The organism is Citrobacter sp. Colony219 (assembly GCF_019382635.1).
Lineage (GTDB): Bacteria > Pseudomonadota > Gammaproteobacteria > Enterobacterales > Enterobacteriaceae > Citrobacter > Citrobacter youngae.
This window is the reverse complement of record NZ_CP080033.1, coordinates 3,885,015-3,908,533: the sequence shown is the minus strand read 5'-3', so window position 1 is coordinate 3,908,533 and position 23,519 is coordinate 3,885,015. Positions and strand designations below refer to the sequence as shown.

Sequence of the window (23,519 nt, the reverse complement as noted above, 5' to 3'; positions counted from 1 at the left end):
CATGATTAAGGTGTATTATTTATGCAACTTAATTGTGGAGGCATCATGTCCGGCAAACGTATTGCTCGTGAAAAAATGACGATCCAAAAGATGATCTCGCTGTACGAAAGCCAGTGTCCGGAAGCTTCAGATGAACAGGGGCATTACGATGCGTTGTTTGCTTATGCGCGAAAGCGCCTGGACAAGTGCGTGTTTGGCGAGGAAAAACCGGCCTGCAAACAGTGTCCGGTACACTGCTATCAACCTGCTAAACGCGAAGAGATGAAGCAAATTATGCGTTGGGCCGGGCCGAGAATGCTCTGGCGTCACCCGATTCTGACCGTTCGCCATCTGATTGATGACAAGCGTCCCGTCCCGGAATTACCTGAGAAATATCAGCGCAAGAAGTAATCTGGTTATTTTGTGCCGGATGGCGGCGATGCCTTATCCGGCTAGCAAGCGCAGGCTCACCTGTCGCGTAGGCCCGATAAGCGTAGCGCCATCGGGCAATTTAACTATCGGGTACCGGATGGCGGTTACGCTTTGGTGGCAATAAGAATGGCCGAGGCTTTGATCAGCGCGATGACCCGGCTTCCCTGGCTCAGTTTCATCTCTTGCTGACTTTCGTTCGTCACGACCGCAACAATGTCAAAACCGGCATCAGTTTTGATGTGTACGGTGGCGTTAACGGCGCCTTCGGTTACCTGTGAAACGCTACCGGCAAATTGGTTACGGGCAGAGAATTTCAGGCCACAGTCTTCAGTCGCCAGCGTCACCCACGGCGCTTTAATCAGCGCAATGGCTTCTTTTCCTTTCGCCAGACCCAGTGCCTGCTGGCTGCTATGGGTCACAATCGCGACCAGTTTTGCGCCGCCAGCCAGCGTCAGTTCAACTTCATCATTCACTGCACCAGTGGCAACTGCACTGACTGAACCGGTTAATTGATTACGTGCTGATACCGCCATACTGCCTCCTTTCGTTGAGTTATCACCCAGTATAGCCACAATGGCTAAACCAGCGCATCCTTATCAATACCTAATCGCTTCATACGCGACAACAACGTGGTTCGTTTTAGCCCCAATCGCTGCGCAGCACCTTTAGGACCGGCAACCACGCCGTTGGTCTCTTTCAGGACGCGCATGATCAACTGGTATTCGTCCTCGCCATCCTGCGCAACTTCGGTGGCTACCGGCGGTGCGGACGGCGTCAACGCGGCAATATCCGGCAGGGACAGCTGTAGCACGTTGCCTCGGGTAAGCAGAACCGCGCGCTCCACCACGTTTTCCAGTTCGCGCACGTTACCCGGCCACTCCATGCTGCTCAAGGTACGAAGCGCTTCGGCAGGAATACTGTCGATATTGCGTCCCATCCGGCGAGCAATTTTAAAGGTAAAGGCTTTCACCAGCAGTGGGATATCTTCCGGGCGCTCGCGCAGCGGAGGTAAATGGATTGGGAAAACGTTCAGCCGGTAATACAGATCGTTACGGAATTCCCGATCGGCAACCATCTTTTTCAGATCGCGGTTAGTGGCGGCGATCAACCGAACGTCGGTCTGGATCAGCTTGTTGCTGCCCAGGCGTTCAAATTCCTGCTCTTGCAGTACGCGCAGCAGCTTAGGCTGTAGCTCCAGCGGCATGTCACCTACTTCATCGAGGAACAGCGAGCTTTTATCCGCCAGTTCAAAACGCCCAATTCGCTGTGTGCTGGCCCCGGTAAACGCGCCGCGCTCGTGACCAAACAGGTCGCTTTCCAGTAATCCGGCAGGCATTGCCGCGCAGTTCATCTTCACCATCCGGCGGGCGTTACGGCCACTCAGATTATGAATCGCTCTGGCGATCAGCTCTTTACCCGTACCTGTCTCACCCAGAATCAATACGGTGCTGTCGCTCTGCGCCACCATTTCGACCTGTTTGAGTACGCTGTACATGGCTTCGCTGCGACCGATAATTTCGCCGAACTCACTGTCCACATTGTTCAGTTGCTCGGTCAGCGCCAGGTTTTCATCGACCAGACGTTCTTTCAGGCGATGTATCTCCTGATAGGCAAGCGCGTTATCTACCGCAATGGCTACGCGTTCGGCAATCTGGCGCAACAGTTTCAGGTTGGCGGTGGTGAAAACTTTTTCTTCACACTGCGCCAGTTTGAGCACGCCAAGCATCGTGTTGCCGGACATCAGCGGCAGCAGGCACAGAGTCTGTAGCTGGTTGCCCCAGGTTTCGAACAGCATCCGTTCGTAAGGGGCGAGCGTATCGCGTTCGCTCAGATTAATCAGCAGCATCTCTTTGCTTTTGAAAACGCGTTCAGAAAGCGTACCTGCTTCATCCACTTCACTTTGTTCGTGCGCCGGATGATGTTCATCCAGATAGTGGGTGGAATAAATGCTGAGCTTGTTTTTGCGATCGCTGCGTAACACGATGCTGATGGCATCAATGTCGAAGTAGTGATGGATCTCTTTGGCGACTTCGCTGACCAGCTCGTCAATGTCCAGGCGGGAGAGCACCGCATTGGTGATGGCGACGAGGATACGAAAGTTGTCACGTTCGCGACACAGCAAATCGTAATCGACGTTGTTGCTGACTCTGCTCTGAATTTGTTCCGCAACGACGCCGACTATCTGGGTGAAGGTCTGCAGCCGGTTGTACTCTTTTTCACTCCACGGACGATCTTCGTTGCGGATGAATTCACAGCCGCCAAAGATGCGTCCATCCGCCGCCAGCGGCAGCAGGCAGTAGTGGCCAAATTCAGAATACAGTCCACCTGAAGCCAACTGTGGCCAGGTTTCCGTAAACTCGTGATAGTTGCAGTGCAGCGCATCGGGGCGAGACAAAATACGGCGTACCGGGCCATGGGCCAGTACCGTTTCATCTTCATAATCGATGGGTTTACCATTTTCACGCGTCGCAAAATAACGCGCACGCTGCGTTTGTGCCTGCCATAACACAATAGCCGCGCAGTCGGCCAGCGCTGAACGCTTGACCAGCTGCGAAAGCGCCTCGCTGAGAGACGGGAGATCGGGCTGCTGTAATAATGTACGAGTAATATCGAACAGGCCTTGCTGTCCGAGGTCACTCATCGGTGTATACGACATATTGCTTTTCCAGGAAAAGCACCGCAGAACGGTGCGAAAACGGTAAATGAATTATAGGTATAAGTCGTAAATCATTGCCGGATAGCTGACCGCGAACTCGCTGGTCACGCAATCCGTAGGCCTGATAAGCAAAGCGCCATCAGGCGATAATGCAGCGTTAATGCCGGATGTCGACGCAAATGCGTCTTATCCGGCCTACAGTATGCTGCCAACTGGCTGCTAACATATACGAGGTAAAGGTTCGGCGTGTGGTAAATCGAGGGTCCGTTTCACGCCGTACAGTCCGGCCAGACGCACACCTTTGCGTTCTACCACTTCACCAATCAGCGCGGCATCGCGTCCTAACGGATGCGCGCGCAGCGCGGCAAGTACGGCTTCAGCAGCCTGACGTTCAACGGCAATCACCAGCTTACCTTCGTTAGCAAAATTGAGCGCATCCAGACCCAGCAGTTCGCAAACGCCACGCACCGCGGGTTTCACGGGCAGGGCCGCTTCAGACAGCTCAATGCCAAACCCGCATGATGCGGCAAATTCATGCGTTACCGCATTCACGCCGCCACGGGTCGCGTCACGCAGCGCCTTCACGCCGGGGATATCACGTAGCGTCTGGATAAGCGGCGTCAATACCGCGCAGTCGCTGACCAGTTCGCCATCAAGACCCAGCTGTTCGCGCAGGTTAAGGATAGTTGCACCATGATCGCCAAGCGTACCGCTGACCAGCAGCACATCGCCCACGCTCAGGGTCTGGGCACCCCAGTGAATGTTGGCGGGGATCGCGCCCATTCCGGCGGTGTTGATAAAAAGTTTGTCCGCCGCGCCGCGCTGCACAACTTTGGTATCGCCGGTTACGATAGCAATACCCGCTTCGCGCGCGGTTGCCGCCATGCTGTTAACGACGGTTTTCAGCGTGTCCATTGGCAGACCCTCTTCGAGGATAAAACCGCAGGAGAGGTAGCGCGGTATCGCGCCGCTGACCGCCACGTCGTTAGCCGTACCGCAGATTGCCAGCTTGCCGATATTACCGCCCGGGAAGAACAACGGATCGATAACATAGCTGTCGGTTGAAAACGCCAGACGATCGCCTTCAGCGACCAGTTGCGCCAGTTCCAGACGTGCCTGATCTTCTTGTTCCGCCAGCCACGGATTCGCGAATGCCTCCATAAACAGACTGTTGATCAACTGCTGCATAGCCTGGCCGCCGCTACCGTGGGCGAGTTGTACGCTGTTCATGCTTCACACTCCTGCTGACGATACTGATACCAGGCGGCACATGCGCCTTCGGAGGAGACCATCAGGGCGCCAAATGCGGTCTCCGGGTTACAGGTTTTGCCAAATAGCGGGCACTGATGCGGTTTGCATCTGCCGGTCAATACCTCTCCGCAACGCGCGCGCGGATCGTCATACACCTGCTGCGGCGCTGGCTGGAAATGCGCTTCGGCGTCAAAGCGCTGATAGTCAGGCGTCAGGTGAACGCCAGAGGATTCGATAACGCCCAGACCGCGCCATTCGCTGTCGCCATTGACGCAGAACACCTCGGCGATGGCCTGTTGCGCTAACGCGTTACCGGCATCCGGTACCACGCGGCGATACTGATTTTCTACCTGGCTGTGCGCGGCAATTTTCTGCTCAATCAACATCACCACGCCCTGCAGGAGATCGAGCGGTTCGAAGCCAGCGACCACTAACGGACGATGGAAATCTGAGGCAATAAAATTATAGGCGTCAGTGCCAATCACCATGCTGACGTGACCCGGCGCTAAAAAGGCATCAATGCCGTTGTCCGGTTGTTCCAGCAGGCTGCGCAGCGTTGGGATCAAGGTGATGTGCTGGCAGAAAAAGTAAAAGTTCTGCACATCGCGCTGTTTGGCCTGCTGCAGAGTGATGGCGGTTGTCGGCATGGTGGTTTCAAAACCCAGGCCAAAGAACACCACTTTGCGCGTTGGGTTTTCCTCGGCCAGCTTCAGCGCATCCATTGGGGAATAGACGATACGGACATCCGCGCCGCGCGCTTTGGCTTGTAGCAGAGAACCTTGTTTACCCGGGACGCGCATCGCGTCGCCAAAGGTGCAGAAAATCACTTCCGGGTGGCTGGCGATTTCGACACAGCTGTCAATTCTGCCCATCGGCAGAACGCACACCGGGCAGCCTGGACCGTGAATAAACTCGACGTTTTCAGGCAGTAACTGGTCGAGACCGAACTTGAAGATTGCGTGGGTATGACCCCCACAAACTTCCATGATGCGCAGCGGGCGTTCAGCCGTGTAGGGGAGGAGTGCAGCACGTTCACACAGGTGCTCTATCAACTGCATCACCTGTTCTGGTGCGCGGTATTCGTCAACAAAACGCATTATTTTTCCTCGCCATACAGCAACGCGCCGACATCCGGCTCAACGTCAAACATGTTTTGCAGCGCGTCGAGCGTGTCGCGCGCTTCTGCTTCATTAATGATGCTCATGGCGAAACCGACGTGAACCAGTACCCACTGGCCCAGGCGTGGCTCACCCTTTTCATCACAGCTACCGACCAGCGTCAGATCGACGTCGCGCTGAATACCGCAAACGTCGACCTTAGCCTGGTTGCCATCAATGGTGCGGATTTGACCCGGAACACCTATGCACATCGCTGATTCTCCAGCCATGACAGCCATTGATCCATCCCTTCGCCGCTGGTGGCGGAAATCAGGATGATCTCAATTTCCGGATTCACTTCCCGGGCGCTGGCGATGCATTTTTCAACGTCAAAATTGAGGTACGGTAGCAGATCCACTTTGTTGAGCAGCATCAGCGATGCGGCGGCAAACATATGCGGATATTTCAGCGGTTTGTCTTCACCTTCGGTGACGGAAAGCACGGCCACTTTATGGCGCTCGCCGAGGTCGAAGCTGGCAGGGCAGACCAGGTTGCCGACGTTTTCAATGAACAGAATGCCGTTATCGTCAAGCGGCAAACGCGGCGCGGCGTCAGCAATCATTTGTGCGTCAAGGTGGCAACCTTTACCGGTGTTGACCTGAATGGCGGGCGTGCCTGTGGCGCGAATACGGGCAGCATCGTTCACCGTCTGCTGGTCACCTTCAATAACGGCGCACGGCACGCTATCTTTCAGCTTCATCAGCGTTTCGGTCAGCAGCGTGGTTTTACCGGAGCCCGGGCTTGAAACAAGGTTCAGTACCAGATGCTGACGGGCCGCAAAGCGGGCACGGTTGCGCTCGGCCAGGCGGTTGTTTTTATCCAGTACGTCAATTTCCACTTCCAGCATGCGGCGCTGGCTCATGCCTGGCGCGTGGGTGCCTGCTTCACCGTGACCGTAGTGCAAATCACCTTCTTCGGTCTGGCTCGGTGTGAAATTTGAGGTCTTCACACCGGTAATATTCAGCGCCGGACGAGCCGCCGGGGCAAATGGCGCGCTGCGAAACGCCGAGTGGGGATTATGCTCATCACCCTCTATATATAGGTTGCCTTCAGCGCAACCACATGTCGTACACATCGCTCACTCCTGATCTTTTTACTTGCGATACATCTGTTGCCGGATGGCGGCTTTGCCTTATCCGGCCTACAAACGAGCTCTTTGTGTAGGCTGGATAAGACGCTTAAGCGTCGCCATCCGGCGCTGGAGTCTGATCTATTTCAATACGTCGAATCTGTAAGCCGTCATCAGCCACAATTCTCAGCATATCGCTGTTGCATTGCGGACATCGGCGCACGCGTTGCGTCAGTAACGTGACGTATTGCTGACAAGATTCGCACCAACATTCGGCTTCTTGTTCTTCGAGGTGGAGTTTACAACCTTCTGCAAGGGTGCCACGGCATACCAGATCAAAACAAAAGGCGAGAGCGCTGGTTTCTACGCAAGAAAATGCGCCAATTTTGAGCCAGACCCCAGTTACCCGCTTTGCGCCGTGTTGGGTGGCCTGTTGTTCAATCAATTCCAGTGCCCGTTGGCAGAGGGTTATTTCGTGCATACCGCCTCCTGTGAAGTTGCCGTATCAAAAGCAATAAGCATGCCAGGTTGAATTTTTTCATTCGTGACAATGACGACGATGACGAAATGACATGTCGTCACCCGCCTTTGATTTTTTATCTATATGAAAATTAAGTAATTTAATTTTGGCATGAAATGTGCTTAAGGCTGTTCATCTCTGCTAAACGGGTAACCTGACATGACTATTTGGGAAATAAGCGAAAAAGCCGATTACATCGCTGAACGGCATCGTCGCCTACAGGACCAGTGGCGTATTTACTGTAACTCGCTGGTTCAGGGGATCACCCTGTCAAAAGCGCGTTTGCATCATGCAATGAGCTGCGCACCGGACAAAGATCTCTGCTTCGTCCTTTTTGAACACTTCACTATCTACGTCACGCTGGCGGACGGTTTTAACAGTCATACCATCGAATACTACGTCGAAACGAAAGACGGTGATGATAAGCAGCTGATTGCACAGGCAGAATTGACCATCGACGGTAAGGTCGATGAGCGTATCAGCAACCGCGATCGCGAGCAGGTGCTGGAGCACTATCTCGAAAAAATCGCCAGCGTCTACGACAGCTTGTACACCGCGGTTGAGAACAATATGCCGGTGAATTTAAGCCAGCTGGTTGAGGGACATAGCCCGGCTTAAGCCTCGGGGGCCGTCCAGTTTTGTCATGATGCGGTTTCATACTGCGTCACGATGTTTTAGGGAATGGGCATGTCGAAAAATGTCGAAATGACATTTTGCAGACATGTTTTCGTCAAAAATGACTATCACCTGAGGAATGCCTGGTGAATCGTTTTGTAATTGCTGACTCCACTCTTTGTATTGGCTGCCACACCTGTGAAGCCGCCTGCTCAGAGACACATCGCCAGCATGGCCTGCAGTCAATGCCGCGCCTGAAAGTGATGTTAAATGAAAAAGAATCCGCGCCGCAGCTTTGCCACCAGTGTGAAGATGCGCCTTGCGCCACCGTTTGTCCGGTTAATGCGATTAACCGTGTCGATGGCGCCGTACAGCTGAATGAAAGCCTGTGCGTCAGCTGCAAATTGTGCGGGATTGCCTGTCCGTTCGGCGCGATTGAGTTTTCCGGCAGCCGTCCGCTGCACATCCCGGCGAACGCCAATACGCCAAAAGCGCCTCCGGCTCCGCCGGCGCCTGCGCGTGTGAGCACGCTGCTGGACTGGGTTCCGGGCGTTCGCGCCATCGCGGTGAAATGCGATCTGTGCAGTTTTGACGAGCAAGGTCCGGCCTGCGTGCGCATGTGCCCAACCAAAGCCCTGCACCTGGTGAGCAACATGGATATCGCCCGCGCCAGCAAACGTAAGCGTGAGCTGACTTTCAACACCGATTTCGGCGATCTCACCTTGTTTCAGCAGGCTCAGAGTGGGGATGCAAAATGAGCGCAATTTCACTAATTAACAGCGGCGTGGCCTGGTTTACAGCGGCGGCGGTTCTGGCATTTCTGTTTTCATTTCATAAATCGTTGAGTGGCTGGATTGCCGGGGTTGGCGGTGCGGTGGGCAGCCTGTATACGGCGGCTGCGGGTTTTAGCGTACTGATTAATGGGCTGGCGGTCAGCGGCGTGATGCCGTTTATTGGTCACAGTCTGCAAATGACGCCGCTGAACGCTATCTGGCTGATTACGTTGGGTCTGTGCGGTCTGTTTGTCAGCCTGTACAACATTGACTGGCATCGTCATCCGCAGGTGAAAGCTAACGGCCTGCTGGTGAATCTGCTGATGGCCGCGGCGGTATGTGCGGTGGTTGCCAGCAACCTCGGTACGCTGGTGGTGATGGCGGAAATCATGGCGCTGTGTGCTGTGTTCCTCACCGGATGCAGTAAAGAAGGCAAACTGTGGTTTGCGCTGGGACGTATTGGTACGCTGCTGCTGGCGGTTGCCTGCTACCTTGTGTGGCAACGCTACGGCACCCTGGAGCTGCGTCTGCTTGATCTGCGTACCCAGGAGCTGCCGCTCGGCGCCGACATCTGGCTGCTGGGCGTGGCGGGTTTTGGCCTGCTGGCCGGAATTATTCCTCTGCATGGTTGGGTGCCACAGGCTCACGCCAATGCCAGCGCACCGGCTGCGGCACTGTTCTCTACCGTCGTCATGAAGGTGGGTCTGCTGGGTATTCTGTCGCTGTCGCTGCTGGGCGGTAACGCGCCGCTGTGGTGGGGCGTTACGCTGCTGGTGCTGGGGATGATCACCGCGTTTGTTGGCGGTCTGTATGCGCTGATGGAGCACAACATCCAGCGTCTGCTGGCGTACCACACGCTGGAAAACATCGGCATTATTCTGCTGGGGCTGGGCGCTGGCGTGACCGGGATTTCCCTGAATCAACCGGCGCTGATTGCGCTGGGTTTGACCGGCGGTCTGTACCACCTGGTAAACCACAGCCTGTTCAAAAGCGTTCTGTTCCTGGGCGCAGGCAGCATCTGGTTCCGTACCGGTCATCGTGATATCGAAAAACTGGGCGGTATCGGCAAACGCATGCCGGTTATCTCTCTGGCGATGCTGGTTGGTCTGATGGCGATGGCCGCGCTGCCGCCGCTGAACGGTTTTGCCGGTGAGTGGGTTATCTACCAGTCCTTCTTTAAGCTTGGCAACAGCGGCGCATTTGTCGGCCGTTTTTTAGGACCGTTGCTGGCGGTAGGACTGGCGATTACCGGCGCGCTGGCGGTGATGTGTATGGCGAAAGTCTATGGCGTTACTTTCCTTGGCGCACCGCGCACGAAGGAAGCTGAAAACGCCTGCTGCGCGCCAATCCTGATGGGTGTGAGCGTCGTTGCGCTGGCTATCTGTTGCGTGATTGGCGGCGTGGCTGCGCCGTGGCTGCTGCCGATGATCTCCTCTGCCGTTCCGCTGCCGCTGGAAACTGCGAACACCACCGTTTCTCAGCCAATGATCACGCTGCTGCTGATAGCATGTCCGCTGCTGCCGTTCATCATCATGGCAATTTTCAAAGGCAACCGTCTGCCGTCGCGTTCACGCGGTGCGGCATGGGTGTGTGGTTACGATCACGAGCAGTCAATGGTCATTACCGCACACGGTTTTGCCATGCCGGTGAAAGAAGCCTTTGCCCCGGTACTCAAACTGCGTAAATGGCTAAACCCGGTATCACTGATTCCGGGCTGGCAGAATGCGGCTGCACCGGTGCTGTTCCGTCGACTGGCGCTAATTGAGCTGGCGGTGCTGGTGGTGATTGTGGTTTCACGAGGAGCCTGAGAATGAGTGTTTTATATCCGTTAATTCAGGCGCTGGTGCTGTTTGCCGTTGCGCCGCTGCTGTCCGGCGTTACCCGCGTGGCGCGTGCGCGTTTGCACAATCGCCGTGGTCCTGGCGTTTTGCAGGAATACCGCGACATTATCAAACTGCTGGGCCGTCAGAGCATTGCGCCTGCGGATTCCAGCTGGGTTTTCCGCCTGACGCCGTTTGTGATGGTGGGCGTGATGCTGACTATCGCCACTGCGTTGCCGGTAGTGACCGTTGGCTCACCGCTGCCGCAACTGGGCGATCTGATCACCTTAGTTTACCTGTTCGCCATTGCCCGTTTCTTCTTCTCTATCGCGGGACTGGATACCGGTAGCCCGTTTACCGCCATTGGTGCCAGCCGTGAAGCGATGCTCGGCGTGCTGGTTGAACCTATCCTGCTGCTGGGGCTGTGGGTAGCGGCACAGGTTGCAGGTTCAACCCATATCAGCAATATCGCCGATACCATTTACCACTGGCCTGCTGCGCGCAGCATCCCGCTGATTCTGGCACTGTGCGCCTGTGCTTTCGCCACCTTTATCGAAATGGGCAAACTGCCATTCGATCTGGCAGAAGCAGAGCAAGAGCTGCAGGAAGGTCCATTGACTGAATACAGCGGCAGCGGTTTTGCCGTGCTGAAATGGGGCATTAGCCTCAAGCAACTGGTCGTTCTGCAAATGTTCGTTGGTGTGTTCCTGCCGTGGGGACAGATGGAAACCTTCACCGCGGGTGGGCTGCTGCTGGCGCTGGTGATTGCCGTCGTCAAACTGGTCCTCGGCGTGCTGGTCATCGCCCTGTTCGAAAACAGCATGGCGCGTCTGCGTTTTTGCGCCACTTCACGCGTGACCTGGGCCGGTTTTGGGTTTGCGTTTTTAGCGTTCGTCTCCTTGCTGGTGGCGTGATTTAAGAGAGTTTGAGCATGTCTGAAGAAAAATTAGGTCAACAATATCTCGCTGCGCTGCATCAGGCCTTTCCGGGCGTGGTGCTGGATGAAGCCTGGCAGACCAAAGATCAGCTGACGATCACCGTCAAGGTGAACTACCTGCCGGAAGTGGTGGAGTTCCTGTACTACAAACAGGGCGGCTGGTTGTCCGTGTTGTTTGGTAACGACGAGCGCCAGCTGTGCGGCCATTACGCTGTTTACTACGTGATGTCGATGGAGCAGGGCACCAAATGCTGGATAACCGTCCGCGTTGAAGTCGATGCCAATAAGCTGGAGTTCCCGTCCGTCACGCCGCGCGTTCCGGCTGCGGTCTGGGGCGAGCGCGAAGTGCGCGATATGTACGGTTTGATCCCGGTTGGTTTACCGGATGAGCGTCGTCTGGTACTGCCCGATGACTGGCCCGACGAACTCTATCCGCTGCGTAAAGACAGCATGGATTATCGTCAGCGCCCGGCGCCGACTACCGATGCTGAAACCTACGAGTTCATCAACGAACTGGGCGACAAGAAAAATAACGTGGTGCCGATTGGCCCGTTGCACGTCACCTCCGATGAACCCGGTCACTTCCGCCTGTTCGTGGACGGCGAGAACATTATCGATGCCGACTACCGTCTGTTCTATGTCCACCGCGGCATGGAGAAACTGGCGGAAACCCGTATGGGTTACAACGAAGTGACGTTCCTGTCAGATCGCGTGTGTGGCATCTGCGGCTTTGCGCATAGCACCGCCTATACCACCTCCGTTGAGAATGCGATGGGCATCGTGGTGCCGGAACGTGCGCAGATGATCCGTGCCATTCTACTGGAAGTTGAGCGTCTGCACTCGCACCTGCTGAACCTCGGCCTGGCCTGTCACTTCACCGGTTTTGACTCCGGCTTTATGCAGTTCTTCCGCGTGCGTGAAACGTCGATGAAGATGGCGGAGATCCTCACCGGGGCGCGTAAAACCTACGGTCTGAACCTGATCGGCGGTATCCGTCGTGATCTGCTGAAAGAAGATATGATCCAGACCCGTCAACTGGCGCAGCAGATGCGTCGTGACGTGCAGGAACTGGTCGATATGCTGCTCAGCACGCCGAATATGGAACAGCGTACCGTTGGTATTGGTCGTCTGGATCCGGAAATTGCCCGCGACTTCAGTAACGTCGGCCCGATGGTACGCGCCAGCGGTCACGCGCGTGACACCCGCGCCGATCACCCGTTTGTCGGTTATGGTCTGCTGCCGATGGAAGTTCATAGCGAGCAAGGCTGCGACGTTATTTCTCGTCTTAAAGTTCGTATTAATGAAGTCTACACCGCACTGAATATGATCGACTTTGGTCTGGATAACCTGCCGGGCGGCCCGCTGATGGTGGAAGGCTTTACCTACATTCCTCACCGTTTCGCACTGGGCTTTGCTGAAGCGCCGCGCGGAGATGACATTCACTGGAGCATGACCGGCGACAACCAGAAACTGTATCGCTGGCGCTGCCGTGCGGCGACCTACGCCAACTGGCCGACGCTGCGCTACATGCTGCGTGGTAATACCGTTTCCGATGCGCCGCTGATTATCGGTAGCCTCGATCCTTGCTACTCCTGTACTGACCGTATGACCGTGGTCGATGTACGTAAGAAGAAGAGCAAAGTCGTGCCGTACAAAGAACTTGAGCGCTACAGCATCGAGCGTAAAAACTCGCCGCTGAAATAAGGAATCGCCATGTTTACCTTTATCAAAAAAGTCATCAAAACCGGGGCTCCGACGTCGTCGTATCCGCTGGAGCCGATCGCGGTCGATAAAAACTTCCGTGGCAAACCGGAACATAACCCGCAGCAGTGCATTGGCTGTGCGGCCTGTGTGAATGCGTGCCCGTCGAACGCGTTGACGGTAGAAACCGATCTGGCCACCAATGAGCTAGCGTGGCAGTTCAATCTCGGTCGCTGCATCTTCTGCGCCCGCTGTGAAGAGGTCTGCCCGACGGCGGCGATCAAGCTGTCGCAGGAATATGAGCTGGCGGTGTGGAAGAAAGAGGATTTCCTGCAGCAGTCCCGCTTTGCGCTGTGTAATTGCCGCGTATGTAACCGTCCGTTTGCGGTACAAAAAGAGATTGATTACGCCATTGCGCTGCTTAAGCACAACGGTGATAGCCGCGCGGAAAACCACCGTGAAAGCTTTGAGACCTGCCCGGACTGTAAGCGCCAGAAATGCCTGGTGCCGTCTGACCGTATTGAACTGACTCGCCATATGAAAGAGGCCAGCTGATGAGCAATTTATTAGGCCCACGTGACGCCAACGGTATTCCGGTACCGATGACGGTGGATGAATCCATTGCCAGCATGAAAGCGTCGCTGCTAAAAAGCATCAAGCGTTCAGCGTACGTTTACCGTGTGGACTGCGGCGGCTGCAACGGTTGCGAAATCGAAATCTTCGCCACGCTTTCTCCGCTGTTTGACGCCGAACGTTTTGGCATCAAAGTGGTACCGTCCCCGCGCCATGCGGATATCCTGCTGTTTACCGGCGCGGTAACCCGTGCCATGCGCTCTCCGGCGCTGCGCGCCTGGCAGTCTGCGCCAGACCCGAAAATTTGTATCTCTTACGGTGCTTGCGGTAACAGCGGCGGTATTTTCCACGACTTATACTGCGTATGGGGCGGCACGGACAAAATCGTACCGGTGGATGTGTATATCCCTGGCTGCCCGCCAACGCCTGCAGCCACGCTGTATGGTTTTGCCATGGCGCTGGGTCTGCTGGAACAAAAAATTCACGCGCGTGCGCCGGGTGAACTGGACGAACAGCCGGCGGAAATTCTGCATCCGGATATGGTTCAGCCGCTGCGAGTGAAGGTGGATCGCGAGGCTCGCCGTCTGGCGGGATACCGCTACGGTCGCCAGATTGCTGATGACTATATGACGCAGTTAGGGCAGGGCGAGCATCAGGTGGCGCGCTGGCTGGAAGCGGAAAACGATCCGCGTCTGACCGAGATCGTCACGCATCTTAACCATGTTGTCGAAGAGGCGCGTATCCGATGAGTGAAACGGTGGTGTTCAGTCAACTGAGCCGTAAGTTTATTGATGAGAACGATGCGACGCCCGCTGAGGCGCAGCAGGTTGTCTATTACAGCCTGGCGATTGGTCACCACCTTGGGATCATCGATTGCCTGGAAGCGGCGTTAACTTGTCCATGGGACGAATATCTGGCATGGATTGCTACCCTTGCTGAGGGAAGCGAAGCCCGCCGGAAAATGGAAGGTGTGCCGAAATACGGCGAGATCGTCATCGATTTCAACCATGTGCAAATGCTGGCACGCGCGTTCGATGATGCGCGTGCCGTACAGACCCCGCAGCAGCAGGAGTGGAGCAAGCTGATGCTTAGCATGCTGCACGACATACACCAGGAAAGCGCCATCTATCTGATGGTGAGGAGACACCGTGACTGACGTTTTATTATGTGTGGGTAACAGCATGATGGGCGATGACGGCGCGGGCCCGCTGCTGGCCGAAATGTGTGCTGCAAATCCTCAAGGCAACTGGGTTGTCATCGACGGCGGTAGCGCGCCGGAGAACGATATCGTCGCCATCCGTGAACTGCGTCCGCAACGTTTGTTGATTGTTGATGCCACCGATATGGGGCTGAACCCAGGTGAAATCCGCATTATCGATCCCGATGACATTGCCGAGATGTTCATGATGACCACCCATAACATGCCGCTGAATTACCTGGTCGATCAGTTGAAAGACGACGTTGGTGAGGTGATTTTCCTCGGCATTCAACCGGACATCGTCGGGTTTTACTACCCGATGACACAGCCGATCAAAGATGCTGTTGATACCGTCTATCAGCGATTAGCCGGTTGGGAAGGACACGGTGGATTCTCCGAGCTGGAAGCGCCAGAAGAGTAAACCGTATCAGTGCCGGATGTGAACGACATCCGGCCTGTTTCCCGCCTTCCTCGTCATTCAATTGCCTGCTCAATAATTAATTTCCCCTGCATCACTGATACATTCACTGCCGTACCGGTCGGAAATCCAGCTTGTTCCAGCCAGTCGCCGTTCAGCGTGAGCGAGGCGTGCCGACTGATTCGTCGCGTGTAACCCGTTTTTGGATCTTCATGGCGTTTTCTGACATAGCTGACTTTCAAGCGACGTACCGGTTTGGTGATTACCTCTGCTGATTTGCCCTTTTTATCAAACATGCACGCTTCCTTGTGGTGAACGGCCAGGATTAAAAACTACTGAATAAAATGCCAGTAAAAAAGGATGAGGGCAAACCTGAAACTGGAAGGACGATTCCACATCTGGAATGTAATAAATGAAATGAAAATATGTAATTCTGCCGGAAGGTTGTAACCCCCTCCGACAGATCTGTTATGCCAGATCGGCACCGTTGCTGGCGATTACTTTTTTGTACCACCAGAATGATTTCTTACGGATGCGCGCCAGCGTGCCGTTGCCCGCGTCATCGCGGTCCACATACACAAAACCGTAGCGTTTGCTCATCTCACCGGTTGAGGCAGAAACCAGATCGATACAGCCCCAGGTGGTGTAACCCATTAGGGGCACGCCATCTTCAATCGCGTCTGCCATGGCGCGAATATGTTCGCGTAAATAACTAATGCGATAGTCGTCATTGATCTCACCATTGGCATCGATTTCATCCTTCGCTCCCAGCCCGTTCTCCACCAGAAATAGCGGTTTCTGGTAGCGGTCATACATCATATTCATGGTGATGCGCAGACCAAGCGGATCGATGCCCCAGCCCCATTCGCTGGCCGCAATATACGGATTACGCAGCGACTTCACCACGTTGGCGACGCTGGTATTGCCCGTGTTCATTTCCGCCGAGGCGCAGCGCGATGCGTAATAGCTGAACGAGACGAAATCGACGGTGTTTTTCAGGATGTCGTCATCTTCTGGGGCTTTTTCTATGACCACGCCTTTTTCGCGAAACACGCGGGCAGAATAAGCCGGGTAGGCCCCGCGCGCCTGCACATCAATAAAGAACAGGTTTTCGCGGTCTTTTTCCAGCGCGGTCCACACATCTTCTGGTTTACAGGAATAAGGATAAAAATTACCGCCAGCCAGCATACAACCGACCTGGTTTTGCGGATTAATTTCATGGGCTATTTTCGTCGCCAGGGCGCTGGCTATCAGTTCGTGGTGAGCGGACTGATATTTCACCTGATCCTGATTTTCACCTTCTTCAAATACCAGCCCGGCGCCTGAAAAGGGGCTGTGCAGCATAATGTTGATTTCGTTGAACGTCAGCCAGTACTTCACCAGACCGTCAAAGGCCTCGAAGCAGGTACGGGCGTAGCGGGTAAAGAACTCAACCATTTTGCGGTTACGCCAGGAGCCGTACTCGGTGACCAGATGCATTGGCACGTCGAAGTGACACAGCGTGACTAATGGCTCAATACCGTATTTTTTACACTCGGCAAACACGTTCTGGTAAAACGCGATGCCCTCTTTATTCGGCGTCAGCTCATCGCCGTTAGGGTAGAGACGGCTCCAGGCAATGGAAGTACGAAATACCGTAAACCCCATTTCCGCCATCAGCGCGATATCTTCTTTATAGCGATGATAAAAGTCGATCGCCTGATGGCTGGGATAAAATTCGTTATCCCGTAGCGCAAAGCGCTTTTCCTGACCCAGCTTGACGGGCATCCGGTGTGTGCCGTGGGGGATCATATCGACGGTAGTCAGTCCTTTGCCGCCTTCCCGGTATGCCCCTTCAGACTGGTTGGCGGCCAGTGCGCCGCCCCATAAAAATCCTTGCGGAAAAACAGACATAATTAACCTCAGTTCATACCAGTCAAATGCTGGCTCCATTGATATTGCCCGGTTGCGCGGCCTGGTTTTTTCTGGCCTGCGCGGCTGCATCTTCGACAGGAATATCTTCAAAGCCGAGAATCAGCGTTAATACAAAGGAAAGCACTACCGCCAGCGCCATCACGCCAAATACCCAGACGATGGTCATCGGATTGGCCGGATCGAAAAACTGGACGCTGGTGAACAGGCCAGGAGCCGCCATGGAGTGGCTTGCAAGTCCGGCCATTCCGGCAACGGCACCGCAGATAAAACCGCTGATAAGGCTCGCAATCAGCGGACGTTTCAGGCGGATCGCCACGCCATACAGCGCGGGTTCGGAAATCCCTGCCATGATGGCAGAGGCGGCTGCCGCTAACGCCGTCTGACGCAGTTCCGGGTTTTTGGTTTTCCATGCCACTGCCAGCGATGAACCGCCTAACGACAAGTTGGCGCCGATTTCTGACGGCATCACCATGCCTTCTTTTCCGGTTTCGGCAATGGTCTGAATAATGGTTGGCGTGAAGACGCGATGCATACCGGTCATCACCAGCAGCGGCCACAATGCGCCCATAATGGCCACTGACAGCCAACCGAGATAGCCGTGAATGGTATACACCAGCGCGGAAATTGCGCTACCGATCCAGATACCGATCGGGCCAATGATGACGATGGCGAGCGGCGCGGCGATCAGCACGATCAGCATTGGTTTAAGGAAGTTTTTGGTGACTGCCGGAGTGATGCGATCCACCCAACGTTCGATGTATGACAGGCACCAGGTCATCACCAGCGCCGGGATCACCGTGTAGGTATATTTCACCGCCGTCACCGGGATCAGGGCAAACTCAACGTGCTCACCCTGCGCGGCCTTCGCCATCAGATCGATGAAGCTGGGATGCACCAGTACACCCGCGATGGCGATTGCCAGTGACATGTTGGTTTTGAATTTGATTGCTGCCGACGCGGCGACCATCAGCGGCAGGAAGAAAAATGCGCCGTCGCCGATAACGGTCAGAATAGTGAGCGTGGACGATCCTTTCTCCAGCACGCCGGTCATTTCGAGGATCATTGCCAGCAGCTTGAGCATTGATCCGCCGATAATTGCCGGGATCAACGGCGACATGGTGCCGATCAGCGCGTCGAGGATCCCCGCGCCAATCCGCTTCAGCGTCAGTCGGGGTTTGGTTTGCGGCTCTGCGGGCTGCATATTGGCAGGCAACAGGCTGACCACTTCGCGATACGCCTGCGAAACGGTATTGCCGATGATCACCTGACACTGGTTATCGCTACGCACCACGCCAAGTACGCCAGAAAGCGTCTTCAGCGTCGCGCTGTCGACCTGCGAGTCATCTTTGATAACGAAACGCAAACGGGTCATACAGTGGGTCACTGCTGTGATGTTGTCAACGCCTCCCAGAGCCGTCACAACGGAGCGCGCCAGCGCTGCATAATTCTTGGACATCGGATTTAATCCTGTTTTATCAGTAGGGTACGTTATGTTTTATCCGTTTACGTTGGGTCGCTTTTCTGGGTTATGAAACGCAGATAGGAAACCGGTTCCACAAAAGAATGTTTAATTTATTTATATTGAGCAAGATTTAATTTTGATAATTTATTGTAATTGTGATGTTTATCACTGTATGTTGGCGTCTGCGATGTAGCAGCAAGGACAGCGGCGAAACGGTGCAGTACACTGCGTCACATTGAGAGAATAGGGATGAGTAATATGACCACGATGCTCGAGGTGGCGAAGCGTGCCGGCGTGTCGAAAGCGACGGTTTCCCGGGTGCTTTCCGGGAACGGCTACGTCAGCCAGGAGACCAAAGACCGCGTGTTTCAGGCCATTGAAGAGAGTGGTTATCGCCCTAACTTGCTGGCGCGTAGCCTGGCGGCGAAAACCACGCAGACGCTGGGACTGGTGGTGACGAACACCCTTTATCACGGCGTCTATTTCAGCGAACTGTTATTTCATACCGCACGCATGGCGGAGGATAAGGGGCGTCAGCTGTTGCTGGCTGACGGTAAGCACAGCGCTGAGGAAGAACGCCAGGCGATCCAATACCTTCTGGACTTACGCTGCGACGCGATTATGATCTATCCGCGTTTTCTCAGTGTGGATGAGATAGACGATATCATCGACGCCCATACTCAGCCGATTATGGTGCTTAACCGACGCCTGCGGAAAAACAGTAGCCACAGCGTATGGTGTGATCAAAAGCAGACCAGCTTTAACGCCGTTACTCAGCTCATTGCCGCCGGGCATAAAGAGATTGGTTTTATTACCGGCTCGATGGATTCTCCAACCGGCGTGGAGCGACTTTCAGGTTATAAAGACGCGCTGGCACATCATGGTATTGCGCTTAATAATGACTTGATTGTTAAGGGAAAGTGGACGCCAGCCTGCGGTGCTGCGGGCGTTGATGCGTTGCTTTCACGTAAGGTCAATTTTACCGCGCTGGTGGCCAGCAATGACGATATGGCGATCGGCGCGATGAAGCAGTTACACGCCCATGGTGTGCGGGTGCCTTTACAGGTGTCGGTGATTGGCTTCGATGATATCACCCTCGCACCATACACTATTCCTGCGCTTTCCAGCGTAAAAATTCCGGTAACAGAAATGATTCAGGAAACGATTGGGCGCCTGATCTTTATGTTGGGTGACGGGGCGTTTACGCCGCCAAAGACTTTCACCGGTGAACTCATCCAGCGCGACTCTGTTGCGCCGCCCGCTTAGCGCTGACGGCTGTCATTTGTCATCGTCACTAGTGACGATGACACGCCATCCTTGTATTCATTATAATAAAAATCCTTTAATAACAGTAAATTAAAATCTGGCACGATTTGTGAATGCTTCGGCAGATATTCTGTCATTGCTGGAGAAATTGATGAACCGTTTCATCATTGCAGACGCCAATAAATGCATTGGTTGCCGTACCTGTGAAGTGGCCTGCGTGGTATCCCATCAGGATAACCAGGACTGCGCATCGCTGACCCCTGAAACTTTTTTACCCCGCATTCACGTCATCAAAGGCGTTAATGTCTCCACGGCGACGCTGTGCCGCCAGTGTGAAGACGCGCCGTGCGCTAACGTCTGCCCGAACGGTGCGATCAGCCGTGATAAAGGTTTTGTTCACGTAATGCAGGAACGCTGCATTGGCTGTAAAACTTGCGTTGTGGCTTGTCCTTACGGCGCAATGGAAGTGGTCGTGCGTCCGGTTGTGCGTAACAGCGGCGCGGGTCTGAACGTCCGTGCAGAAAAAGCCGAAGCCAATAAGTGCGACCTGTGCCACCACCGTGAGGCCGGTCCTGCCTGTATGGAAGTCTGCCCGACTCACGCGCTGATTTATGTGGATCGCAACAAGCTTGAGCAACTGAGCGCGGAAAAACGCCGTCGCGCGGCGCTGGATTCCACCGCATCTTTGCTGTTCTGATATCTGCAAATCCGCGTAAAATACGGTAGTACTTATGCCGGATGGCGGCTTCGCCTTATCCGGCCTACTGTTCGCATCCCCGTAGGCCTGATAAGCATCGCGCCATCAGGCTAACCGGGATTGATGACTGCGGGAAAAATCTAATGACAATAAACACCCCCTCCGGCGTACAGTTGCGTATTCGCGGCAAGGTACAGGGCGTCGGATTTCGCCCCTACGTCTGGCAACTGGCGCAACGGTTACAGCTGCATGGCGACGTGTGTAACGACGGTGACGGTGTGGTTGTGCGCTTGCAGGAAGATCCGGCGGAGTTTATTGCGCAGTTACATCAACACTGCCCACCGCTGGCGCGCATTGACAGCGTTGAGAGCGAAGCATTCGCCTGGACGCAGCAACCTGCTGACTTCTCGATTCGTCAAAGTGCTGGCGGTACGATGAATACGCAGATCGTTCCGGACGCCGCGACCTGCCCCGAATGTCTGATTGAAATGAACACTCCCGGCGAACGCCGCTATCGTTATCCCTTTATCAACTGCACCCACTGCGGCCCACGTTTTACCATTATCCGCGCCATGCCGTATGACCGTCCGTTGACCGTGATGGCGTCGTTCCCGCTCTGTGCGCAATGCGACAAAGAGTATCGTGACCCGTATGACCGTCGCTTCCATGCCCAGCCTGTTGCTTGTCCGGCATGCGGCCCGCATCTGGAATGGATCAGTACTGACGTGCGGGCTGAAAAAGAAGACGCCCTGCAGGCGGCGGTGGCACAGCTGAAAGCGGGCGGCATTGTGGCCGTGAAAGGCATTGGCGGCTTTCATCTGGTGTGCGATGCGCGCAATGATGACGCCGTCGCACTGCTCAGGCTGCGTAAACACCGTCCGGCGAAACCGCTGGCGGTAATGCTGCCTGCTGATGACGGATTACCTGAACCCGCACGTCATTTGCTGACAACCCCTGCCGCGCCAATCGTGCTGATGCAGAAACGCTATGTCGCTGCATTGAGCGAGGGCATTGCGCCAGGGTTAACGGAAGTAGGCGTTATGCTGCCAGCGAATCCGTTGCAGCATCTGCTCTTACAAGAGATGAATTGTCCGCTGGTAATGACCTCCGGCAATCTTAGCGGCAGGCCACCTGCTATTACCAATGCGCAGGCGCTGGAAGATTTAAGTGAGATTGCTGATGGTTTTCTGCTGCATAACCGTGAAATTATGCAGCGCATGGATGACTCCGTGGTGCGTGACAGTGGGGAAATACTGCGCCGCTCCCGGGGTTACGTGCCGGATGCGATAGCACTGCCGCCGGGGTTTCGTGACGTGCCGCCGATGTTGTGCTTAGGCGCGGATCTGAAAAATACTTTCTGCCTGGTGCGCGGCGAACAGGCGGTTATCAGCCAGCATTTAGGCGATCTCAGTGATGACGGCATTCAGCAGCAGTGGCGTGATGCGTTACGTCTGATCCAGAACATTTATGACTTTACGCCGCAGCGTATCGTGCATGATGCGCACCCTGGCTATGTTTCCAGCCAGTGGGCCAGCGAGATGAATCTGCCAACCGAAACGGTGCTGCATCATCATGCGCATGCTGCGGCATGCCTGGCCGAGCACGGCTGGCCGCTCGACGGCGGCGATGTGATTGCCCTGACGCTGGATGGCATCGGCATGGGGGAAAATGGCGTGCTGTGGGGCGGCGAATGTCTGCGGGTCAACTACCGTGAATGCGAACACCTTGGCGGCTTACCGGCGGTAGCGCTGGCGGGCGGCGATTTAGCGGCAAAACAGCCATGGCGCAATTTGCTCGCGCAGTGCCTGCGTTTTGTTCCTGACTGGCAGGGTTACCCGGAAACATCGGCGTTGCAACGGCAAAACTGGAACGTACTGGCGCGCGCTATCGAGCGGGGAATCAATGCCCCACTGGCATCGTCGTGCGGGCGCTTGTTTGATGCGGTTGCCGCCGCGTTGCATTGTGCGCCGGAATCGTTGAGTTATGAAGGTGAGGCTGCCTGCGCGCTGGAGGCGCTGGCATCGCAGTGTGCAGGCGTTGATCACCCTGTTACGGTGCCGCTTAATGGCAATCATCTGGACTTAGCGGCTTTTTGGCAGCAATGGCTGGCCTGGCAGACCGCCCCTGCTGAAAGAGCGTGGGCATTTCACGACGCGCTGGCGCGTGGGTTTGCCACACTGATGCGTGAGCAGGCCGAAACGCGCGGAATTAAAACGTTAGTCTTCAGCGGCGGCGTGATGCATAACCGCTTATTGTCATCCCGGCTGGCGTTTTATCTGCGTGATTTTACCTTACTGTTCCCACAGCGTTTACCGGCGGGCGACGGCGGGTTGTCATTGGGGCAGGGCGTGATTGCCGCAGCGCGGGTGTTGACGCAAAAATAAAAAAGCCCCGGGACTGGCGTAATGCTTATCAGTTAACGAACCGGAGGTAATGAATCTGTTGCCTCCGTCGCATTGCTACGTTCACCTTAAATTTTTCACATATCTGAAATGGTAGTCCCCGTGAACGTGTTAAGGGTACTATCGCYGTACCCTTAACAATCCCGGCTCCCGGCRGGAAAATTGCCACTTCGTGGTTCCCTCCRMTTATTCCTYCAGGCTWYCGGGYCGGGCGCGAGGTAGCGTCCCTGCAAARCGCGCCCTGAGCCAGCATYCATGYTGGCTCTCCCGGCCTTACGRAAACACGYYGGCAATTTTCAGCCGGACCAGCCCACACCTGACCATCTGCGTTTTTTGTTTAAACAGCAAAACAKATTGAGCTGGAAGTCAGAGCGTTGAAGCGATGACCCYGGTCCGGCTGAAAATCGATGAGGCGTTGACGGCTGACCGGGTCTGCCCGCAGGGATGCGGGCAGAGGGGACGGCCTGCAGGGATGCAGGCTCGGCCCCGACCCGACAGGCAGACGGCATAAGACGAATGAATCGCGCAGCGACGATTTTCCCGCCGGGAGCCTGGGATGTAAGGGAGGCGGCGGTGAGCCTCCCTTACACGTTCACGGGTTTCCGAGCCTCAGAGAAATGACAATGCTGAGGTGAACGGAACCCTGAGCCGGAATTACATGTTCTCAATAATGCTTAAC

The 23,519-nt window shown here is 55.2% G+C and carries 23 protein-coding genes; 13 read left to right on the top strand and 10 right to left on the bottom strand.

Annotated elements, in window-relative coordinates:
* The first annotated feature begins 45 nt into the window (after window positions 1-45).
* Window positions 46-390 carry a nitrous oxide-stimulated promoter family protein gene (locus JTI85_RS17435; RefSeq protein WP_219352595.1) on the top strand — a complete coding sequence of 115 codons (345 nt, stop codon included), beginning with the start codon at window positions 46-48 and terminating at the stop codon, window positions 388-390.
* Window positions 391-515: 125 nt separating this feature from the next.
* Here the strand turns inward: JTI85_RS17435 and JTI85_RS17430 are convergent, their stop codons facing one another.
* From JTI85_RS17430 to hypA, 7 genes are all read right to left on the bottom strand, one after another.
* Window positions 516-944: a molybdopterin-binding protein gene (locus JTI85_RS17430; protein ID WP_137346143.1), complete on the bottom strand. Its 429-nt coding sequence runs from the start codon at window positions 942-944 to the stop codon at window positions 516-518.
* 44 nt (window positions 945-988) lie between these two features.
* Entirely contained in the window at window positions 989-3,067 is a 2,079-nt protein-coding gene (gene flhA, locus JTI85_RS17425) for a formate hydrogenlyase transcriptional activator FlhA (RefSeq protein ID WP_061068462.1), read from the bottom strand.
* A 219-nt stretch (window positions 3,068-3,286) separates the two neighbouring features.
* Entirely contained in the window at window positions 3,287-4,297 is a 1,011-nt protein-coding gene (gene hypE, locus JTI85_RS17420; RefSeq protein WP_219351810.1) for a hydrogenase maturation carbamoyl dehydratase HypE, read from the bottom strand.
* Window positions 4,294-5,415, bottom strand: coding sequence for a hydrogenase formation protein HypD (hypD, locus tag JTI85_RS17415; RefSeq protein ID WP_115642975.1), 1,122 nt, complete (start codon window positions 5,413-5,415; stop codon window positions 4,294-4,296). Before hypD ends, hypE begins: the two co-directional genes overlap by 4 nt.
* Entirely contained in the window at window positions 5,415-5,687 is a 273-nt protein-coding gene (gene hypC / locus JTI85_RS17410) for a hydrogenase 3 maturation protein HypC (protein ID WP_061068460.1), read from the bottom strand. Before hypC ends, hypD begins: the two co-directional genes overlap by 1 nt.
* Entirely contained in the window at window positions 5,678-6,550 is an 873-nt protein-coding gene (gene hypB, locus JTI85_RS17405) for a hydrogenase nickel incorporation protein HypB (RefSeq protein ID WP_219351808.1), read from the bottom strand. The genes hypC and hypB overlap by 10 nt, the downstream gene beginning before the upstream one ends.
* Before the next feature lie 103 nt (window positions 6,551-6,653).
* Window positions 6,654-7,025: a hydrogenase maturation nickel metallochaperone HypA gene (gene hypA, locus JTI85_RS17400; protein WP_115601575.1), complete on the bottom strand. Its 372-nt coding sequence runs from the start codon at window positions 7,023-7,025 to the stop codon at window positions 6,654-6,656.
* A gap of 198 nt (window positions 7,026-7,223) precedes the next feature.
* Between hypA and hycA the strand changes: the two genes are divergently transcribed.
* The 9 genes from hycA (at window position 7,224) to hycI (ending at window position 15,102) form a co-directional block, all read left to right on the top strand.
* Window positions 7,224-7,682, top strand: coding sequence for a formate hydrogenlyase regulator HycA (hycA, locus tag JTI85_RS17395; RefSeq protein ID WP_115601576.1), 459 nt, complete (start codon window positions 7,224-7,226; stop codon window positions 7,680-7,682).
* Window positions 7,683-7,825: 143 nt separating this feature from the next.
* Complete coding sequence (gene hycB, locus JTI85_RS17390; protein WP_005130602.1) at window positions 7,826-8,437, top strand: formate hydrogenlyase subunit HycB; 612 nt, start codon at window positions 7,826-7,828, stop codon at window positions 8,435-8,437.
* Window positions 8,434-10,260 carry a formate hydrogenlyase subunit 3 gene (hycC, locus tag JTI85_RS17385; protein WP_219351806.1) on the top strand — a complete coding sequence of 609 codons (1,827 nt, stop codon included), beginning with the start codon at window positions 8,434-8,436 and terminating at the stop codon, window positions 10,258-10,260. Before hycB ends, hycC begins: the two co-directional genes overlap by 4 nt.
* Window positions 10,261-10,262: 2 nt before the next feature.
* Window positions 10,263-11,186 (top strand): respiratory chain complex I subunit 1 family protein, encoded by a 924-nt coding sequence (locus JTI85_RS17380; protein ID WP_219351804.1) that lies wholly within the window; start codon window positions 10,263-10,265, stop codon window positions 11,184-11,186.
* Window positions 11,187-11,203: 17 nt separating this feature from the next.
* Window positions 11,204-12,913, top strand: a complete 1,710-nt coding sequence (gene hycE, locus JTI85_RS17375) for a formate hydrogenlyase subunit HycE (protein ID WP_003037393.1) — start codon at window positions 11,204-11,206, stop codon at window positions 12,911-12,913.
* 9 nt (window positions 12,914-12,922) lie between these two features.
* The gene (gene hycF / locus JTI85_RS17370; protein WP_003037391.1) at window positions 12,923-13,465 is read left to right on the top strand and encodes a formate hydrogenlyase subunit HycF; all 543 of its coding nucleotides are present in this window, start codon (window positions 12,923-12,925) and stop codon (window positions 13,463-13,465) included.
* Window positions 13,465-14,232: a formate hydrogenlyase subunit HycG gene (gene hycG / locus JTI85_RS17365; RefSeq protein WP_003037388.1), complete on the top strand. Its 768-nt coding sequence runs from the start codon at window positions 13,465-13,467 to the stop codon at window positions 14,230-14,232. The genes hycF and hycG overlap by 1 nt, the downstream gene beginning before the upstream one ends.
* The gene (locus JTI85_RS17360; RefSeq protein ID WP_003037385.1) at window positions 14,229-14,639 is read left to right on the top strand and encodes a formate hydrogenlyase maturation HycH family protein; all 411 of its coding nucleotides are present in this window, start codon (window positions 14,229-14,231) and stop codon (window positions 14,637-14,639) included. Before hycG ends, JTI85_RS17360 begins: the two co-directional genes overlap by 4 nt.
* Window positions 14,632-15,102, top strand: coding sequence for a hydrogenase maturation peptidase HycI (gene hycI / locus JTI85_RS17355; protein ID WP_003037382.1), 471 nt, complete (start codon window positions 14,632-14,634; stop codon window positions 15,100-15,102). Before JTI85_RS17360 ends, hycI begins: the two co-directional genes overlap by 8 nt.
* 53 nt (window positions 15,103-15,155) lie before the next feature.
* Here hycI and JTI85_RS17350 read toward each other — a convergent pair whose 3' ends face one another.
* The 3 genes from JTI85_RS17350 to ascF form a co-directional block, all read right to left on the bottom strand.
* The gene (locus tag JTI85_RS17350) at window positions 15,156-15,395 is read right to left on the bottom strand and encodes a SymE family type I addiction module toxin (protein WP_003037379.1); all 240 of its coding nucleotides are present in this window, start codon (window positions 15,393-15,395) and stop codon (window positions 15,156-15,158) included.
* A 172-nt stretch (window positions 15,396-15,567) separates the two neighbouring features.
* Window positions 15,568-16,992 carry a 6-phospho-beta-glucosidase gene (locus tag JTI85_RS17345; RefSeq protein WP_219351803.1) on the bottom strand — a complete coding sequence of 475 codons (1,425 nt, stop codon included), beginning with the start codon at window positions 16,990-16,992 and terminating at the stop codon, window positions 15,568-15,570.
* A 22-nt stretch (window positions 16,993-17,014) separates the two neighbouring features.
* The gene (gene ascF / locus JTI85_RS17340; protein WP_003037374.1) at window positions 17,015-18,469 is read right to left on the bottom strand and encodes a PTS cellobiose/arbutin/salicin transporter subunit IIBC; all 1,455 of its coding nucleotides are present in this window, start codon (window positions 18,467-18,469) and stop codon (window positions 17,015-17,017) included.
* Window positions 18,470-18,733: 264 nt separating this feature from the next.
* Between ascF and JTI85_RS17335 the strand changes: the two genes are divergently transcribed.
* The 3 genes from JTI85_RS17335 (at window position 18,734) to hypF (ending at window position 22,822) form a co-directional block, all read left to right on the top strand.
* Window positions 18,734-19,741 (top strand): LacI family DNA-binding transcriptional regulator, encoded by a 1,008-nt coding sequence (locus JTI85_RS17335; protein ID WP_048213491.1) that lies wholly within the window; start codon window positions 18,734-18,736, stop codon window positions 19,739-19,741.
* 151 nt (window positions 19,742-19,892) lie between these two features.
* Entirely contained in the window at window positions 19,893-20,438 is a 546-nt protein-coding gene (hydN, locus tag JTI85_RS17330) for an electron transport protein HydN (protein ID WP_003037366.1), read from the top strand.
* A gap of 143 nt (window positions 20,439-20,581) precedes the next feature.
* Window positions 20,582-22,822 (top strand): carbamoyltransferase HypF, encoded by a 2,241-nt coding sequence (gene hypF, locus JTI85_RS17325; RefSeq protein ID WP_172741792.1) that lies wholly within the window; start codon window positions 20,582-20,584, stop codon window positions 22,820-22,822.
* Window positions 22,823-23,519 lie beyond the last annotated feature (697 nt).

Excerpts from the sequence above, each read along its gene's own strand:
- JTI85_RS17435 (WP_219352595.1), top strand. The coding sequence starts at position 46 with ATGTCCGGCAAACGTATTGCTCGTGAAAAAATGACGATCCAAAAGATG.
- JTI85_RS17430 (WP_137346143.1), bottom strand. The coding sequence starts at position 944 with ATGGCGGTATCAGCACGTAATCAATTAACCGGTTCAGTCAGTGCAGTT.
- flhA (WP_061068462.1), bottom strand. The coding sequence starts at position 3,067 with ATGTCGTATACACCGATGAGTGACCTCGGACAGCAAGGCCTGTTCGAT.
- hypE (WP_219351810.1), bottom strand. The coding sequence starts at position 4,297 with ATGAACAGCGTACAACTCGCCCACGGTAGCGGCGGCCAGGCTATGCAG.
- hypD (WP_115642975.1), bottom strand. The coding sequence starts at position 5,415 with ATGCGTTTTGTTGACGAATACCGCGCACCAGAACAGGTGATGCAGTTG.
- hypC (WP_061068460.1), bottom strand. The coding sequence starts at position 5,687 with ATGTGCATAGGTGTTCCGGGTCAAATCCGCACCATTGATGGCAACCAG.
- hypB (WP_219351808.1), bottom strand. The coding sequence starts at position 6,550 with ATGTGTACGACATGTGGTTGCGCTGAAGGCAACCTATATATAGAGGGT.
- hypA (WP_115601575.1), bottom strand. The coding sequence starts at position 7,025 with ATGCACGAAATAACCCTCTGCCAACGGGCACTGGAATTGATTGAACAA.
- hycA (WP_115601576.1), top strand. The coding sequence starts at position 7,224 with ATGACTATTTGGGAAATAAGCGAAAAAGCCGATTACATCGCTGAACGG.
- hycC (WP_219351806.1), top strand. The coding sequence starts at position 8,434 with ATGAGCGCAATTTCACTAATTAACAGCGGCGTGGCCTGGTTTACAGCG.
- JTI85_RS17380 (WP_219351804.1), top strand. The coding sequence starts at position 10,263 with ATGAGTGTTTTATATCCGTTAATTCAGGCGCTGGTGCTGTTTGCCGTT.
- hycE (WP_003037393.1), top strand. The coding sequence starts at position 11,204 with ATGTCTGAAGAAAAATTAGGTCAACAATATCTCGCTGCGCTGCATCAG.
- hycF (WP_003037391.1), top strand. The coding sequence starts at position 12,923 with ATGTTTACCTTTATCAAAAAAGTCATCAAAACCGGGGCTCCGACGTCG.
- hycG (WP_003037388.1), top strand. The coding sequence starts at position 13,465 with ATGAGCAATTTATTAGGCCCACGTGACGCCAACGGTATTCCGGTACCG.
- JTI85_RS17360 (WP_003037385.1), top strand. The coding sequence starts at position 14,229 with ATGAGTGAAACGGTGGTGTTCAGTCAACTGAGCCGTAAGTTTATTGAT.
- JTI85_RS17350 (WP_003037379.1), bottom strand. The coding sequence starts at position 15,395 with ATGTTTGATAAAAAGGGCAAATCAGCAGAGGTAATCACCAAACCGGTA.
- JTI85_RS17345 (WP_219351803.1), bottom strand. The coding sequence starts at position 16,992 with ATGTCTGTTTTTCCGCAAGGATTTTTATGGGGCGGCGCACTGGCCGCC.
- ascF (WP_003037374.1), bottom strand. The coding sequence starts at position 18,469 with ATGTCCAAGAATTATGCAGCGCTGGCGCGCTCCGTTGTGACGGCTCTG.
- JTI85_RS17335 (WP_048213491.1), top strand. The coding sequence starts at position 18,734 with ATGACCACGATGCTCGAGGTGGCGAAGCGTGCCGGCGTGTCGAAAGCG.
- hydN (WP_003037366.1), top strand. The coding sequence starts at position 19,893 with ATGAACCGTTTCATCATTGCAGACGCCAATAAATGCATTGGTTGCCGT.
- hypF (WP_172741792.1), top strand. The coding sequence starts at position 20,582 with ATGACAATAAACACCCCCTCCGGCGTACAGTTGCGTATTCGCGGCAAG.